Below are 16,921 nucleotides of genomic sequence, written 5' to 3'. Positions count from 1 at the left end.
TTGCTAGCAATTAATCTTTTTTGTAACTTTATCTTTAGTATTTTCTTAATTATTTAGAATCGCTGTTATTAGGGTTGGCATTACCATTTTTGTGCTATATGAAATAACTGCTGTTGTATTTATGAATAGTAATAAAATACTTGCTAATGTCTATAAAATTTTGTTGTATTTCTTAACAATATCACCTTAACTTAGATAAAATTTTTATATAATTCAAACAAAATTATAGTTTTTTTGCTTCCCACAGCATAAGTAAACAAGATAAGAAATTTAATTATAGTTTTTGCAACAAAAAACCGCAAAGAAAGGACTAATATGGAACCAAAAATCACGCCATTAACTCAATGTTTATTAGATATACTTAAAGATAATAATAAGTATTATTCTTCTGAACAAAATAAGCTTTTATTAGGTAATATTTTTGCTGCAGTTAATAATCATGATAGCGATCTTTTGGAGATTCTTTATTCTAATGAATTAATACGCAAAAATTTCTTTGTTAAGGTTAAAGACATCTGAATTTTTAATGACAAAAAATTCATAGATTTTATCAACCTAAAAGACTTTATGCCTGATAGTTTTACTTCTTTTAAAAATCGCATTGGCCTAGTTGATGACAATGGACACTTTCTTGACGAAAGCAGCGATATTGTACTTTCATTCCCCTTCAAAGATTGTGTTTTAGTTGGCAATCAAGACAAAGACGACCAGAAATGTAGCGAGGTTATGCTCAATGAAACTCTTGGGCTTGATGATATTAACAGACTTCTTGATCCTAAAGTCCTAGTTAATGCAAAACGTTATAGCTCACAAGGAGTTGAACAAAACATATTATTTAATAAAAAAGATAATCTTATCATTAAAGGGAATAATCTTATAGCATTAAGCTCTATATTAAAGAGATATGAGGGAAAAGTTAAATGTATCTATATCGATCCACCTTACAACACTGGCAATGATTCATTTAATTATAATGATAAATTCAACAATTCAACATGACTTGTATTTATGAAGAACAGATTAGAGCTAGCCAAAAAATTATTAAGGGATGATGGAAGTATTTTTATAAGTATAGATGAAAATATGAAGTCATATTTAGATATTTTGATTAGAAGTTTGGGATTTGATTATTTTAAAGAGTTAATATGAGAAAGCGGAAAACCTTTTGGGTATAAAGCGACTAGCACTATATGGCCTCGCGTTCATGAAACAATCTACCATTTTTGTAAGGTGCGTAGTAAAATTTTTTATAAACCTACCTATACATTTGAATTATCAAGTTCAGGTTCTAAAATAATGACTTCAAGCATTATAAAAGCAAAGGAAAACGGGATTTATTCAATGGATTGGATCGTAGGAGCAAAACAAAGTGTAGGTTTTGGTGCAGGTCAAAAACCTGAAGAATTGATAAAAAAACTCCTTGATGCTACTACAAATGAGGGTGACATTATTCTAGATTTCTTTCTTGGTTCAGGAACAACCGCTGCTGTAGCACACAAGATGAATCGACAATATATTGGTATTGAGCAAATGGATTATATTGAAGACATCACACTAGCAAGGCTTAAAAAAGTTATTGATGGTGAACAAGGCGGAATATCTCAGTTAGTAGGCTGACAGGGAGGCGGTTCATTTGTGTACTGCGAATTAGGCCAAAATACACAAAAATGAGTGGATTTGGTAAAAAAAGCAACTAGCAACAATATTGTTTGTGTTAAAGACCAAATACTAAATTCTAATGACATAATTCCTTATTTAAGTAAAGCAGAAATTGAATCTAGCTTAAGTACTTTTGATTCACTTAGTCTTGATGAGAAAAAAGCTCGTCTTATTTCAATAATTAACAAAAACAAATTGTATGTAAATTATTCTCAAATAGATGATGAGTCATATGGAATTAGTGAAGCTGACAAACAATTTAGCAAATCGTTTTATGAATTTAACAATATAAATAGATGTAATAGAAAGGACTAATATGGAACCAAAAATCATATCATTAAATCAATGTTTAAAAGATATACTTAAAGATAAAAATAAGTATTATTCTTCTGAACAAAATAAGCTTTTATTAGGTAATATTTTTGCTGCAGTTAATAATCATGATAGCGATCTTATGGAGATTCTTTATTCAAATGAGTTAATACGCAAAAATTTCTTTGTTAAGGTTAAAGACATATGAATTTTTAATGACAAAAAATTCATAGATTTTATCAACCTAAAAGACTTTATGCCTGATAGTTTTACTTCTTTTAAAAATCGCATTGGCCTGGTTGATAACAATGGACACTTTCTTGACGAAAGCAACGATGTTGTACTTTCATTCCCTTACAAAGATTGTGTTTTAGTTGGCAATCAAGACAAAGATGACCAAAAACGCAGCGAAGTTATGCTTAATGAAACTCTTGGTCTTGACGATATTAACAGACTTCTTGATCCTAAAGTCTTAATTAATGCAAAACGCTATAGTTCACAAGGTGTAGAACAAAACATATCATTTAATGAAAAAGATAACCTTATTATTAAAGGGAATAATCTTATAGCATTAAGCTCTATATTAAAGAGATATGAGGGAAAAGTTAAATGTATCTATATCGATCCACCTTATAACAGAAACGATGATTCCTTTCAATACAATGATAAATTCAACCATTCAACCTGACTTGTGTTTATGAAGAATAGACTAGAGTTGGCCAAAAAATTATTAAGGGATGATGGTGTGATTTTTATATCATGCGATGAACATGAAAGATCATATTTAAAAGTTTTAAGTGATGGAGTATTTGGAAGAGATAATTTTATAGCCGATTTTATTCGCAAGACTAAAAGTACTACCAACGATGCTAAAACTGGTATAAATATTCAACACGACAATTGTTTATCCTATGCAAAGAATAAAGAAAATATTAATCTTATTGGTGGTGAGAAAAATTTATCAAAATATAAGAATACAGACAATGATCCTAAAGGTCCTTGAATAAGTGATAACCCAAGTGCCAAATCAGGTAACAAAGAAAATAATTACTTTGGTATTAGAAATCCATATACTGGTAAAGAAGATTATCCACCCGATGGTAGATATTGAATATTTTCGAAGAATACAATTGAAAAACATATTGCTTCAGGAAAAATTTGTTTTAAAAAAGAATACAATAAAAATCAAAGAGGTTTTATATATAAAACATGGTTATCTGATTTAAAAACTAAAGGTAATACATTTAATTCACTTTGGTTTGTCTCTAATGAATATATGAACCAAGTAGCTACGAAAGATGCGAAAGAATTAGGTTTTGTCGATGAATTTAAATACCCTAAACCAGAGTCCTTTATTTATTATCTTATTTTACATTCAACAGAAGTTGATGATATTGTTCTTGATTTCTTTCTTGGTTCAGGAACAACAGCTGCTGTAGCACATAAAATGCGACGTCAATATATTGGTATTGAACAAATGGATTATATAGAAAACATTACTGTTTCTAGATTAAATAAAGTAATCAATGGTGAACAAACTGGTGAATCAATATTGGCAGATTGAACTGGTGGTGGTTCATTTGTGTACTGCGAATTAGCCCAAAATACACAAAAATGAGTGGATTTGGTAAAAAAAGCAACTGAATACAACATTGTTGATGTTAAAAACCAAATACTAAATTCTAATGACATAATTCCTTATTTAAGTAAAGCAGAAATTGAATCTAGCTTAAGTACTTTTGATTCACTTAGTCTTGATGAGAAAAAAGCTCGTCTTATTTCAATAATTAACAAAAACAAATTGTATATAAATTATTCTCAAATAGATGATGAGTCATATGGAATTAGTGAAGCTGACAAACAATTTAACAAATCGTTTTATGAGGTAGAGAATGAATAATAATTTAGCTGATAAATTAAAAAATATATTAGATTATTTTCCACCTAAAGACCTTGATACATTTATTGTAAATGGACTAAATCCTAAAATTAAATTGAGAGATTACCAAACTAGAGCAATTCAGTCATTTATTTTGTATTATCTTGATGAAGGTAATACAAAATTACGTACTCAAGACAAAATACACAACCTATTTCAAATGGCAACTGGTAGTGGAAAGACTGTAATAATGGCTGCTTTAATTCTGTTTTTATATCAACAAGGTTATAGAAACTTTATTTTCTTTGTATCACAAACCAATATTCTTGAGAAAACTAAAGAAAACTTTGCAAATCCAGCAAGTTCAAAATATTTATTTGCTTCGCCTTTAAAACACTTCAATAAAACAATAAAAATCAATGTTGTTGATAATTTTCAAGCTTCAAACATTGATAAAGACTCAATTAATATATGTTTTACAACCATTCAAAAATTACACAGCGACATTATTAGTCCACGTGAAAATTCTATGAGTGAATATGATTTTAGCAATCAAAAAGTAGTATTCATCAGCGATGAATCTCATCACCTAAATGCAAGCACAAAAGCCAAAAGTAAAGCACAAAAACTCGAGATTTTCGAAGAACCCTCTTGAGAAAACACTGTAATTAGTTTATATAATAAACATCCTGAATCACTTCTACTTGAATTTAGCGCAACTGCAGGTCTTAATAATGAAGATATTAATAAAAAATACGCTGATAAACTGATTTTTGACTATCCACTCAAAACTTTTAGAGACGAAAAATGAACCAAAAACTTTCAAAACATAAGTTCTGAGACAACATATTGACAAAGATCGCTTATAGCATTAATTATTAGTGAATATCGTCATATGCTTTTTAATGATTTAGGCTTAGAAATAAAACCTGTGGTTTTATTTAAGTCAAAAACAATTGTAGAAAGTAAAAAGTTTTTTGAAGAGTTTAAGCAAAAAATTCAAAAACTAAGTATTGAAGATATAATCGCTCTTGAAACTATTGATATTCCAATTATGAAGCAAAGTCTTAGTTACTTTAAAAAATTAGGACATCAAGACTATCAATTATTAGTTAATCTACTCAAAGAAAGTTTTCGTGAGCAAACACTAGTCATTATTAACTCATCCACTGAAAGTGCAATTGATGCACAAATGCAAGTGTTGCTCAATACGTTAGAAGATAAAGACAATGTCTTGCGAGGTATTTTTGTAGTTGATCAACTAAATGAGGGTTGAGATGTACTTAACCTTTTTGACATTGTTAGACTACATGATGAACGTCAAGAAAATACACGTGTAAAAACCAACAAGTATACAATTAAAGAAGCTCAATTAATTGGACGTGGAGCCCGTTATTGTCCTTTTGTGTATAACAACGATGAACAGAATCGAAACAAACGAAAATTCGATGCTGACCTAGGCAATAAATACCGTGTTCTCGAAACTCTTTATTATCACTGTAAAAATGATTCACGCTATATCAATGACCTTCAAAATACACTTAAACAAACTGGTCTTATTGATGATGATAATGGTAAAGTAGTTGAAATTAAACTTAAAGAAGAATTTAAAAATTCAGAATTTTTTCAAAATGCTTTAGTTTGAACTAACAAAAGAGTTCCAAAACAAAATAGTATGCCAAGCGAGCAAGATAAAGTTAATTTTACTAAAACTATTGATTTTAAAATTAGGCAAATTAAAGCAAATGAGGAAAAACTTTTTGATTTAGACACACAATCAGATAATGAAATAGAAGAACTTAAAATTGTTCAACAACTTAATCTTCAAGATGTTGAATATCACATTCTTGAGGGCTGTGCGCTTTATTTTGAAACACTGAAGTTTGATTTTCTAAAATCTAAGTTTTCTAATCTTAAATCACTTCAAGAATTTTTAACTTCATCTGATTATCTAGGTCCAAATGTTAAAATCAACTTCTGGTCTAATAGCTCTAAAGCAAAAATAAGTGGAAGAGATATTTTTAGTGCTGTTATGGATGCATTTAAACAAATTGAAAATTATCTTTATTCACTCAAAGATGCAAGTGTAGGTGAAAAAGTTCTACGTCCTAAATATCTTAAAGATGTTATTGAAGATAAATTAATATATGTTGCTAATGTTGAGGATGAAGACGGAAATGGTAACCCTCAAAGTAAAGCAAGTGAAAAACTTAGAATGGATCTTAGTTCTAAAAAATGATATGTTTTTAATGAAAATTATGGAACAAGTGAAGAAAAAGAATTTGTCAAATGATTTAATGATAACTATGCCAAGCGACTCGAAAACAAAAATATTGAATTCTATTTAGTTAGAAATGAACGTTTTAGTGATCTTGCACTTTATGATTTTGATAGTGGTGATCGTTTTGAACCTGATTTTCTTCTTTATTTCAAAACCAATAAAATAAGTTCGCAAGTATTTGTTGAACCTAAAGGTACACATCTAATCGAACATGATAATTGGAAAGCAAATTTATTGAGCTTGATAAACAGTGACATCAATCTTATGCCAAATAATGGTAATTGAAGAGTTATTGGTATGCCTTTTTTCAATAAATTAAAAACCACCGAATTTAGTCAAAAATTTGATGATTTTATTGAAAGTTTATAGCACTCGTGCTTTAAATGCTACCGTAGATAATTTTGTGTAGAGATCACTAAATAGCAAATATTTAACAGAAGATTTTTACACAAAATTATCTACAGTACCACCAAACAACATATTTGGAAGAAAATTTTTCCAATTTTGTCATGTTGTTTGGTTGTTTTTTGCATAATAAATTTAGATTTTCGTAATTGCTAATCTCAAATCTCTTACTATAAAAAGCAAGCCAGAGATAAATTTACACAAAATTTTCTATATTACCTTCAAAATAAGTTTGAGACTGATTTATACAAAATTATCCACAGTATCCAAATTTAATTTATTTAGCAAATCATTTTTTGGCAATTTGTATATCGCTGTCTTGAATTTTATTTTCGTGATTAAGACTGATATATCTTATTAATGCTTCAAACTCGACAAATATTTCTTGATACTTGCTTGGAATTATATCAAGATCTAAAAGATAGGCAACGTTATCAAAACCTTCATCATTTTTTATACCAATTTTAACTAAACCGTGATATTCTATATCATTAATTACAACGTTTGTAATATAAATTCCTGATTTAATTTTCTTGATATTTTCAGGATATTTAAAATGAAATTTCTCAAAATTAGTAATAAAGGCATATTTTTCAATAAGTAGATTATTTATTGCCGAAATGTTGCCTTCATCAATTAATTCGTTTATTAATGTTGAGGAAATTTTTCTTTTATTAATCTTTCGTTCGTTTGCTGTATAGACTTCAAAATTTTTTTTAAGGTAATTAACATCGCCACTTCTACGAAAGCCAAAATAAAAATCATTACCGCATACAACATATTTAACGTTATTATTTTTTAAATTATTGCAAAAGTCATAATGTGAAACATTCATTGTATCTTCATTAACATCAACCAAAAATACGAAATCGAATCCTAAATTAAATAATGTATATAGTCTTGTTTGGACTTGAAAGGCCTTGTTTTCATGTATTTTCGACTTTTTATATGGTTGGTTAAATAGCATAATTGCTAATTTGTAATTTGCCCCTGAATTTTTTAGGTCCTTTGCAATTTTGATTAATTCATAGTGTCCTAGATGAAGAGTTTCAAAACTGCCTAAAACCATAATTAAGTCATTATTTATTTCAAAAATTTGTTTAAAATTTCATTCAAAAATTTTCATATTAATAATTTTACTTTAATTAATAATTTTAAAAATAAATAAAAATTTTACGATTACTCGTAAAATCCTTTTTCTTTTAGTTTGAAATATGGTCCATCTTCGGTAACAGGTAAACATATTTCATTAGCAACATTTTTAGTGGTATCTTCTCCATTTCCCATAGCTATTCCTAAACCAACTAGTTTTAGCATCTCAATGTCATTTTCAGAATCACCAAATGCAACCATTTCACTTGGCTTAATATCCAGCAGTTTGCCCAATACTTCTAGACCCACGGCCTTGGTAATGCCTTTAGCTGAAAGAAATATTCCCCCAGGTCATGTTGCTAAAACTCACATATTCATATTATGGTGTTCGAATAAAATATTAAGTTGCTTAGATCAATATTCGGGATTATTTGTGCTAACAGTGATTAGATAGTTTTTATCATTTTTTGTTTCGAATTCTTTTTCTGATATAAATTTATCTTTATAAGGTAGATAGAATCAGTGATTTAGATTAAATAAATCATTATAATAGCCCCATTTATATCCTACAAATGAAAATGGTATCTTTCTTTCATTAGCAAATAATCTGAACTTTACAAAATCATTATAATCAATAGTTTGTTCAAATATGTATTCATTAGTTTTTAAATCTAAAATAAATGTTCCATTTGCACCAATAAAATAATCAACATATGGATTATGTATTTGTTTTCCGACTGTAAAAATATCACGTCCTGAACAAAGCACATTAATATAACCTGCATCTTTTAATTTGCGAAACATTTCTTTCATTCTTAGAGAAAGTTCATCTATGCCAAATGGTAGCAATGTACCGTCTATATCAAACACAACCATCTTGTACTTGTTATTCATTTTAACCTCTTAACTAGGCAATGAAAATATACGGTTGAATAAAACCTTGTCGAAGGTTATGAAACCGTTATTTATTTGTCCTCAACCAATTATTTGATTATTAAATGTAAAAAGGCCTTTTCCGTTAAAGTTTTTAAATCTATCGAAAAAAACCGATTTTGACTTTATTAATTTCACTTCAAAATGTGTAAGTGTATATAATTTTACTCTAAAAAGAGAGTTTATGTTATTGATTTGCTCAAAATCGAGACTTTCATTTAATTTGATATTTCCAATTTTCTCTCGCTTTAAAATATTTACAACAGCATCCGTTTCAAGATATGTTCCAATATCATGAATTAATGACCTTATGTAAGTTCCTTTTGATACTTTTGTCCTAATGATGAATGATTGTTTTTGATAGTTAAAATCTATTAACTCCAAGTTGTGTATTTTAATATTACATTCTGCTAATGAAAAATCTATGTTTTTTCTAGCTAAATCATAACTTCTTTGTCCATTTATTTTTTTGGCTGAAAAAACTGGAGGAATTTGTTTGGTTTGATTTTTAAAATGTTTTAGCGCATTTTCTAATTGCTCCTTGGTAATCATTTTTTTATTTTTTAAAAAAATAACTTCTTCACCTTCATCATAACTTTTAGAAGAGCAATGAAGTGAAGCTTCAACAAAATACTGTTTTGTATCATTAATAAGTCATGGCAAAACTTTTGTATCATCATCACTAGCAACTATTAAAAGACCTTGGGCTAACGGATCAAGAGTACCGCTATGACCAATCTTTTTAATATTATGTTCTTTTGCAAATTTTTTAATTGCAAAAAAACTTGATTCTCCTCTTTTTTTATTAATCTTAAAAAACATTTTTCCTCAATGTAATTTATTATATCATTTTTAAATTATTTAATCAATTGAAGGGGTTATTGATGAGATAACTGAATATCAAAAGCTTTATCTTCTTAGTTTTTAAATTAAGTGTTGGATTTATGTATTAACGAAGATTACCATATTTATCATGAGACAAGTTTTACTTGATTTGCTAGTTAAAAAATATCTCTTTATTTTATAAAAAACACTAATTTACTAATTTATAAAAGTGTATAAAATAAAAATAGGTGTTTTGAATCATATTTCAAAAAATTAAAATATATGCTACTTTTTTTATTAAATAACAAAAAAATTATATATAATAATATAGCATTAAATAAGTAAGCCGTTTTAGCTCAGTTGGCAGAGCAACTGACTTGTAATCAGTAGGTCGTAGGTTCAAGTCCTATAAACGGCACCATATATGCGCGAGTGGTGAAATTGGCAGACACGTTAGTTTTAGGCACTAATGCTTCCGGCGTGAGGGTTCAAGTCCCTCCTCGCGCACCATATCATTAAATATGTTGTTTAGAAAGGTTATAAATGCCTTTCTTTTTTTATTTTAAATTTTATAATGAAAAAATAATTAATATAATTCAAATTGCGCGCTAAACTTAATATGTTATGAGGAAAATAAAATTATTTGAAATGTTTTCAGGCATTGGCAGCCAATATAAAGCTCTTAAGAATTTAGAGCATAAATTGAATTTTAAAGCAGTTAGTTTGGGTGCTTGTGATTTTTATATTGATGCAATTATTTCATATATGATAATTCATTGCGGTAATCGGAATTACTTTTTTTTATAGTTAAAAATCTTATTATGTTGGTTTATTTGTTATTCACCTAAATTAGTGGATAACAAAAAAAGCATAAAAAAAATGCCGTGAAGGCATTTTTTATTGGTGATTTACAAATGGTGGAGAATGAGGGGCTCGAACCCACGACCCTCGCCTTGTAAGGGCGATGCTCTCCCAACTGAGCTAATTCTCCAAATGGTGACCCTAGCGGGACTCGAACCCACGCATGTATGGATGAAAACCATATGTGTTAACCACTTCACCATAGGGCCATACTGGCGCCGACTATTGGGATTGAACCAACGACCAACTGGTTAACAGCCAGCTGCTCTACCGCTGAGCTAAGTCGGCACTCATATAAGTAAATGCTTAATTATTATAACCTAAAAAAATATTTCTTAATAAAAATTTTTAATTTATTTATATAAGCACCATCATATCTCGTATTATCGGCAATTATGGTGCTGGTTAGAGGTATCGAACCCCCGACCCACTGATTACGAATCAGTTGCTCTACCATCTGAGCTAAACCAGCATGTAAATTATTTTAGCAAATTTTAGTAAAAAAGTAATTTTCTAAATTATTAATTATTCATTTGTCAATTTTAAAAAATATAAACTTGTCGCTTTTTATTAAAAAAATACTTTTTTCAAAAAATAGTTTATAAAAATAGTAAAATTTGGTTGATAGTGGGAGGAAGTGGAAATGTATGGTAAATACGAGCGAAGCTTAGATGACAAGTTAAGAGTTGTCATTCCGCCTAAAATACTTAATGATTTAGGAAAGGAATTTTTTATCACAATTGGTTTTGACAAACAATTAGTTTTGAGAGATAAGGTTGAGTTTGAAAAACTAAAATCTAAACTTGAGGATAATAATTTGCTTAATAGAGATTTGAGAGAATTAAGTAGATTTATTTTTGCAAATACAGAATTAGTTGTGCCAGATAAGTCAAATCGTATTATTATTCCGAAACATTTAGCTTTTAAAACCACTATCAAAAAGGATGTTGTCTTCATCGGATCAGGAAACACCTGTGAACTTTTTGCAAAAGAAGTTTATGATGCAAAAGAAAGATATTTCGAAGATGAAATTGACATTAATAATCTAGCTCAGAAATTATTTGAACAAGGGGTTAAATTATAGAAAAACATATTCCTGTTTTGCTAAATGAAGTAGTTAACTCATTAGACATTAAGCCAAATGGGATTTATCTTGATTTAACTTTAGGAAGAGCTGGACATAGTGTTGAAATTTTAAAAAAAATAAAAGACCAAGGTAACGGGAGACTTATTTGCTTTGATAAAGATATTGAAGCAATACGTGATTCCGAACAAAAATTAAAATTAGTGAGTGACCTTTTTATATTAGTTAAGAGTGATTTTAGATTCTTGAAAGAAGAATTAGCGAAACTTAATATTGAAAAAGTTGATGGAATCTTAGTTGATCTAGGTGTATCTAGTCCACAACTAGATGATGCTAGAAGAGGTTTTTCATATTCACAGGATACAAAACTGGATATGAGAATGGATTTGGATGCAGAACTTAATGCACATATAATAGTCAATGAGTGAGAAGAAGATAAAATAGCACAAATTTTATACGATTATGGTGATGTAAAGCTAGCAAGAATAGTTGCGAAATCAATTGTTAAAAATAGACCAATTAGTACTTCTTTTGAATTAAATGAAATTATTAAAAAAGCATTACCAGCCAAAATTGTTAGACAAAAGAATCCATCGAAAGCTGTATTTCAAGCTTTAAGGATTGCGGTTAATGATGAATTAAATGCATTAGATGATTTGCTAAATCAGGTTATAGATTTATTAAATGTTAACGGCAAGTTAGCTATTATAACCTTTCATAGCAAGGAAGATGCAAAAGTCAAAAGATTCTTTCAAAATTTAAATTATGTAGATCCTAAATTAAAAAGATTGCCAGTTCAGACTGAATTAAAGTGAAAACAAAAAATTATTTTTCCTTCTCAAAGCGAATTTGAGAATAATAAGAGATCACGTAGCGCAAAAATGAGAGTGATAACAAAAATAGGTTAATTTATGAAGAAAAGTGTTATTATAGCATACAAATTTGAGGTCAGCAGTTTTTCTGTTGAGGTTATAGAGCAAAATTCTTTTGGAAATATTTTGATTTATAAAAGAAGCATTAGTAGCACAATTTTTAACCTATTTGAGTTAGATTCATTTATTTGCAAAACTAAAAAAGAAATTGAAGCAACCATATCTTTGACAATAAAAAATGTTGTTGTAATTATTCAAGATTCACCTTTTTTGAAAATTAATAAGAAAATAATTTCTAATAAAAGTAATCAAAAGCTAACTAATTATGAATTAGCTAAGAAACTATACTACTTAGAAAAATCAAATAGTAATTACTTATTTGATTACTCATATCTAAATAATGATAATAACAATCAATTAATAAGTCTTAATCTTTTAGAATGAAATGCTGCTAAAAACATTTTTAATCTATTTAAGAAAAATAACCTAAATATTTTAAAAATTTATGACTATGAATTTCTTAAAAATATTTATTTTAATCAACAAAGAGATTCTGGAATAGCTACCCAAATTTATTTAGATGATTACAGCTTGAAATTAAATGTTTTAAAAAATGATGTAGTTATAATTAAAAAAAATGTTAATTTAGGAATAGATTATTTAATTGAATTCATTGCTAAACAATTGAAAACTACCAAAAAAATAGCTTATACTAAATTTAATTTATGGCAATGTAACTTAAATTCTGGCAATAATTTATTATTTAAAAAAGTTCTGGGATATTATTTAAAAAAAATTAATGATTATGTTGAATCTTTTTTAAAAAATATAAAAGATATTAATATAAAAGTTAATTTTAATGTAAGTAATAGCAAATTCCTAGAAACCATAAAAACGTTTAAAAACTTTAAAATTTTAAGTTATTTATCAGACAAAGCTTATTGCGCAATTGATGTTATTAGTTATGAAATGATGGGAATTATTAATCTTGTTAACAAAAGACAAAATACTATTAAAGAAATGACTATAACCTCTGAATTATTTATTTTAGACGTAAATAAACGAGAGGAAAAAGGATATTCTTTTAATTACAAAAAATAAACTCAATTTTATTTATATAATTTAGTTAAATTAAAGATAAAGTAGAAAAAAGTAAGGAGTACTGCCATGCCAGAATTTGAAAATTTCAATTCCGTTGCTAATATTAAGGTTATCGGTGTTGGTGGTGGTGGAAATAATAGTATTCAAAGTCTTCTTGATACAAAAATTGATGGATTAGAATTTGTTGTTGCAAACACAGATAGACAAATTCTAGATAAATTTGATAAATCACTAACACTACAATTAGGTGATAAAAAAGGTATCGGGGCTGGTGCTAATCCAGAAATTGGAAGACAAGCTGCCGAGCATTCAACACATGAAATAAAGGAAAAGATAAAAAATGCTAGCCTAGTAGTCATTACTGCTGGGATGGGTGGCGGCACCGGTACTGGAGCAGCCCCTGTGATTGCCAAATTAGCTAAAGAACAAAATTCTTTGGTAATAGCAATTGTGACTACACCCTTTTCATTTGAAGGAAAAAAGCGAAGTCAGATTGCACTCCAAGGGATTGAAGAATTAAAGAAAAATGTAGATTCTTATATTATTATTTCAAATGATAAATTGAAAGAATCTTTTGGCGAAATTTCTTTTAAGGATGCTTTTAAGGTTGTAGATAATATTGTTAAGCAATTTATTAGAACTGTTGTCGATATTATAGCTGTACCTGGTTTGATTAATTTGGACTTAGCCGACCTAGAAACGTTAATTAAAAACAGTGGTGAAACCATTGTAGGAATCGGACAATCAACTGGTGAAAATGCGGCGCAGAAAGCAATGCATAATGCGATAAGCAGTCCTATTTTAGAAAGTAATATAAAAGGTATCACTAAAGCAATAGTTTATTTTTCGTCATCAAGAAATAGCACTATCAATGATTTTGAAGCCGCAATTGATGTTTTAAAGAATGTTGCTGGCGAAAATATTGATGTTATATTTGGCGTTGGTTCTCCTGCTAATGAAGAAGCAGAAAAACTTGGTGAAATTTATGTATCTGTAATTGCTACAGGAATAAATAGAACCAACAATAAAGAAGAAAATGATTTTAAACTCACAAATAGTGAAATCGAAAATCATACAGATGATGATACACAAGAATATTTGACAATTTCAGGTTTTGATTCATTTAAATCTAAATCCCATTTGAATAATAAATATTCAAATGATGATGAAAGCAATGAAATTATTTACAATAAATTTTAAAATAAGAAGATGTAAGAATTCATGTTTTAAAAGTAAATTATTTTAGAGAGAGGCAGTTGCCTCTTTTTTATTACCCAGGGTTAGAAAGCATGAATATATTGGATAAATAAGCTAAAACATATACAAATTTCATCATTATTATAAATAATGATAGGCTTACAAAATAAGCAACTTTGCGAAAAAAAAAAAAAAAAATGTAACATATAACCTATAAAAATTGAAAAATATTTGAAAATGATAGCTTAAAAAAAGAAAGAGTATAAATTTATGGAAAAAACCAGCGAAAACAAACAAAAAAAGAAAAGACGTGGCAACATTATTTTAGCTTTATCCCTTTCACTATCAATTGTTGCAACAGGCGCTTTGGTTGCTTATTATTTCTTAAATGCCAATAAAAATGGAGTTAATGGTGCAAATGATATTAAAGGTTTAAAAATAAAGGACCAGAAAATTGCTTCAAACTCAGCAGTGTTTAATTTGAAAAATATTGATGAAAATGATAATATGGATAGAACATTTTTAGTTTTATTTTATGCCAAAAAAACACCATATGAAATATTTAGAAAGTCTCACACAGTCGGAAAAAATAGCGAAAATATGCATTTTGGGATAAATAATGAGAAACCGTTATCTCCTAATACTGATTATGAATTCCAGATGGTTTATAATAATAAAATTGTTTTTATTCATCAATTTAAAACCTTAAAGGCTGAGCAAAAATATTCACAAGATGAATTAGATAAAACAAACAGCGAACTAGAGAAAGCAAAGCAAAATGATTTATTAAAAAACAGGGATGTAATTTCTAAGACAGAAGAATTAAACAAGGCTAATGAAAAACTAAATAAAACCAGGAAAAATAAGGAAGCTTTGGAAAAACAACTTCAACTTATTAAAGAAAAAATAAAAGCGCTTGAAAAATCAAAAAAAGATGCGGAGCAAAATAAACAAGAATTAGAAAATAGCGTTATTTATGCGAATAATGAGTTAGATAAACTAACCAAAGAATTAAATGAAGAAAATAGGAAACTAGAAAAAGCTAAAAATAAGGTTAAAAATGCTCAAGAAAGCGTTGAATCTTCAACTTCTAACGCTATTGATATAGATAATGATTTAGCAAAGAAAACTAAGGAATTAGAAGAAGCTAAAAAGGAATCAGAAAAAGCTAATAATACTATAATTGCTCTTAATAGTGATAAAAATAGAATAAATAATGAATTAAATAATGCTCAAAAACAACTAGATCAAGCAAATAAACAACTTAATGATGCAAAACAGGAAGTAAGTGAGACAACTCAAAAACTGAATAGTCTTATTTCTACAAATATTGAATTAAACAATCAAGTTCAAGAAGCAAGTAGACTTGAAGAAGAAATTTCCATTGACGCAGGTCGTATTTTTAAAGAATTAGAGAAAGCAAATAATAATCTAGTAAAAGCAAAGGACAATCAAAAAAACATCTTAAAACAAATTGAAAATTCTAAACGCGAATATCAAGAAAAAGAGCAAAATTTTAATCAAATAAATAATGAATTGGAAGAATCAAAAAGATTATTGAAACAGGCTCAAGATACACAAAATAACTTGCAAACACAATTAGATGAAATTAAAAAAAATAAAAAGCAAAAAAATGAAGAGATTAATAAACTAGGTAATGAAATAAAATTAGTTGATGGAACCATTAAGAAAATAGAAAAATTGATTGCTGATATTAAAAATGATGAAATCGATAAAGATCGTTATGCTAACCAGTTAAACATTGAATATGAAATTTTGAAACAAAATTTAAAACTCGCAAATGATCTTAAAGATGGTGCTGCTGAAAGTTCTATAAATATCGAAAAAAGAATTAAGCAAAATTTAGAAGAAATAAAAGAAAAAAAATTAGATATAGCTGAATTTACTAATCAAAAAAAATTATTAGAAAATAACCTAGTTGAACTAGGAAATAATCGTACATCTATGAGAATCAAGATCGGAGAATTATCTGAATTGGTTGAAAAAAATAAGAAACTAATTGATTCATATAATAAAAATATAAGTGATTATCATGAAACATTAGATAGAATTGCTGAGGCCAATGGATCTGATACTGGTATTGGTGATGGAGGAGCTGCGGCGGAGGATAGAATTTGAGAGATAATTGATCGACTTCAATCTGAAAAGAGTGGTATTGAGAAAGATTATGAAAGGGCACAAAAAGAATTGGCAGAATGGGAAGAAAAAAAGAAAAAACTCGAAAAGGAAATTGTGCCAGTAGTAAAAGAATATTGAGATTTTGATGGAAAAATATTACAAGCAGAGAAAAGACTGTTGGAGTTAACTAAAGAAAAAGACGAAAATATTGAAAGAAAAGCCCAATCTGAAAAAAACTAAAAGAAGCTGATGCTAATGTAGCAATCAAAGAGAAGCAAAAG

Annotated in this window: 11 protein-coding genes and 6 tRNA genes; 10 read left to right on the top strand and 7 right to left on the bottom strand. The window is 28.0% G+C overall.

The window, feature by feature from the left end; genetic code table 4:
- Nucleotides 1-315: 315 nt before the first annotated feature.
- The 3 genes from ACWXVQ_RS01055 to ACWXVQ_RS01045 are packed head-to-tail and all read left to right on the top strand — an operon-like array spanning nucleotide 316 to nucleotide 6,500.
- On the top strand, nucleotides 316-1,974 hold the full coding sequence (locus ACWXVQ_RS01055) for a DNA methyltransferase (RefSeq protein ID WP_456013252.1): 1,659 nt from the start codon (nucleotides 316-318) through the stop codon (nucleotides 1,972-1,974).
- A gap of 1 nt (nucleotide 1,975) precedes the next feature.
- Nucleotides 1,976-3,871, top strand: a complete 1,896-nt coding sequence (locus ACWXVQ_RS01050; RefSeq protein WP_456013250.1) for a DNA methyltransferase — start codon at nucleotides 1,976-1,978, stop codon at nucleotides 3,869-3,871.
- Nucleotides 3,864-6,500 carry a DEAD/DEAH box helicase family protein gene (locus tag ACWXVQ_RS01045; protein ID WP_456013249.1) on the top strand — a complete coding sequence of 879 codons (2,637 nt, stop codon included), beginning with the start codon at nucleotides 3,864-3,866 and terminating at the stop codon, nucleotides 6,498-6,500. Before ACWXVQ_RS01050 ends, ACWXVQ_RS01045 begins: the two co-directional genes overlap by 8 nt.
- 313 nt (nucleotides 6,501-6,813) lie before the next feature.
- Here ACWXVQ_RS01045 and ACWXVQ_RS01040 read toward each other — a convergent pair whose 3' ends face one another.
- Genes ACWXVQ_RS01040 through truB form a run of 3 tightly spaced genes read right to left on the bottom strand, consistent with a single transcriptional unit; the run spans nucleotide 6,814 to nucleotide 9,383 of the window.
- Entirely contained in the window at nucleotides 6,814-7,662 is an 849-nt protein-coding gene (locus ACWXVQ_RS01040; protein ID WP_444705152.1) for an FAD synthase, read from the bottom strand.
- 53 nt (nucleotides 7,663-7,715) lie between these two features.
- Nucleotides 7,716-8,522 carry a YcsE-related riboflavin metabolism phosphatase gene (locus tag ACWXVQ_RS01035; protein WP_455994175.1) on the bottom strand — a complete coding sequence of 269 codons (807 nt, stop codon included), beginning with the start codon at nucleotides 8,520-8,522 and terminating at the stop codon, nucleotides 7,716-7,718.
- Between the two features lie 9 nt (nucleotides 8,523-8,531).
- Nucleotides 8,532-9,383 (bottom strand): tRNA pseudouridine(55) synthase TruB, encoded by an 852-nt coding sequence (gene truB, locus ACWXVQ_RS01030; RefSeq protein ID WP_444705150.1) that lies wholly within the window; start codon nucleotides 9,381-9,383, stop codon nucleotides 8,532-8,534.
- A 348-nt stretch (nucleotides 9,384-9,731) separates the two neighbouring features.
- On the opposite strand from truB, the gene ACWXVQ_RS01025 reads away from it, so the two are divergent.
- Both ACWXVQ_RS01025 and ACWXVQ_RS01020 read left to right on the top strand, forming a co-directional pair.
- Nucleotides 9,732-9,807 (top strand) — tRNA-Thr (locus ACWXVQ_RS01025).
- Nucleotides 9,808-9,812: 5 nt separating this feature from the next.
- Nucleotides 9,813-9,896: transfer RNA gene (locus ACWXVQ_RS01020), tRNA-Leu, on the top strand.
- 405 nt (nucleotides 9,897-10,301) lie between these two features.
- Here ACWXVQ_RS01020 and ACWXVQ_RS01015 read toward each other — a convergent pair.
- The 4 genes from ACWXVQ_RS01015 to ACWXVQ_RS01000 all read right to left on the bottom strand — a co-directional run bounded on the left by ACWXVQ_RS01015 (nucleotide 10,302) and on the right by ACWXVQ_RS01000 (nucleotide 10,719).
- A tRNA-Val gene (locus ACWXVQ_RS01015) sits at nucleotides 10,302-10,377 on the bottom strand.
- Nucleotides 10,378-10,380: 3 nt separating this feature from the next.
- A tRNA-Glu gene (locus ACWXVQ_RS01010) sits at nucleotides 10,381-10,456 on the bottom strand.
- 4 nt (nucleotides 10,457-10,460) lie between these two features.
- Nucleotides 10,461-10,535, bottom strand: a tRNA-Asn gene (locus tag ACWXVQ_RS01005).
- A 108-nt stretch (nucleotides 10,536-10,643) separates the two neighbouring features.
- A tRNA-Thr gene (locus ACWXVQ_RS01000) sits at nucleotides 10,644-10,719 on the bottom strand.
- A 171-nt stretch (nucleotides 10,720-10,890) separates the two neighbouring features.
- On the opposite strand from ACWXVQ_RS01000, the gene ACWXVQ_RS00995 reads away from it, so the two are divergent.
- The 5 genes from ACWXVQ_RS00995 (at nucleotide 10,891) to ACWXVQ_RS00975 (ending at nucleotide 16,880) form a co-directional block, all read left to right on the top strand.
- Nucleotides 10,891-11,331: a division/cell wall cluster transcriptional repressor MraZ gene (locus ACWXVQ_RS00995; RefSeq protein WP_438340860.1), complete on the top strand. Its 441-nt coding sequence runs from the start codon at nucleotides 10,891-10,893 to the stop codon at nucleotides 11,329-11,331.
- Entirely contained in the window at nucleotides 11,325-12,239 is a 915-nt protein-coding gene (gene rsmH, locus ACWXVQ_RS00990; protein ID WP_438340912.1) for a 16S rRNA (cytosine(1402)-N(4))-methyltransferase RsmH, read from the top strand. Before ACWXVQ_RS00995 ends, rsmH begins: the two co-directional genes overlap by 7 nt.
- A gap of 3 nt (nucleotides 12,240-12,242) precedes the next feature.
- Entirely contained in the window at nucleotides 12,243-13,304 is a 1,062-nt protein-coding gene (locus ACWXVQ_RS00985; protein WP_456013248.1) for a hypothetical protein, read from the top strand.
- 66 nt (nucleotides 13,305-13,370) lie between these two features.
- Nucleotides 13,371-14,504, top strand: coding sequence for a cell division protein FtsZ (gene ftsZ / locus ACWXVQ_RS00980; protein WP_456013246.1), 1,134 nt, complete (start codon nucleotides 13,371-13,373; stop codon nucleotides 14,502-14,504).
- A gap of 267 nt (nucleotides 14,505-14,771) precedes the next feature.
- Nucleotides 14,772-16,880 (top strand): hypothetical protein, encoded by a 2,109-nt coding sequence (locus ACWXVQ_RS00975; RefSeq protein ID WP_456013244.1) that lies wholly within the window; start codon nucleotides 14,772-14,774, stop codon nucleotides 16,878-16,880.
- The last annotated feature ends 41 nt before the right edge of the window (nucleotides 16,881-16,921 follow it).

The sequence above is a fragment of the Mycoplasma sp. 527 genome, assembly GCF_053851595.1.
This window is presented reverse-complemented; position numbering and strand designations above follow the sequence as displayed.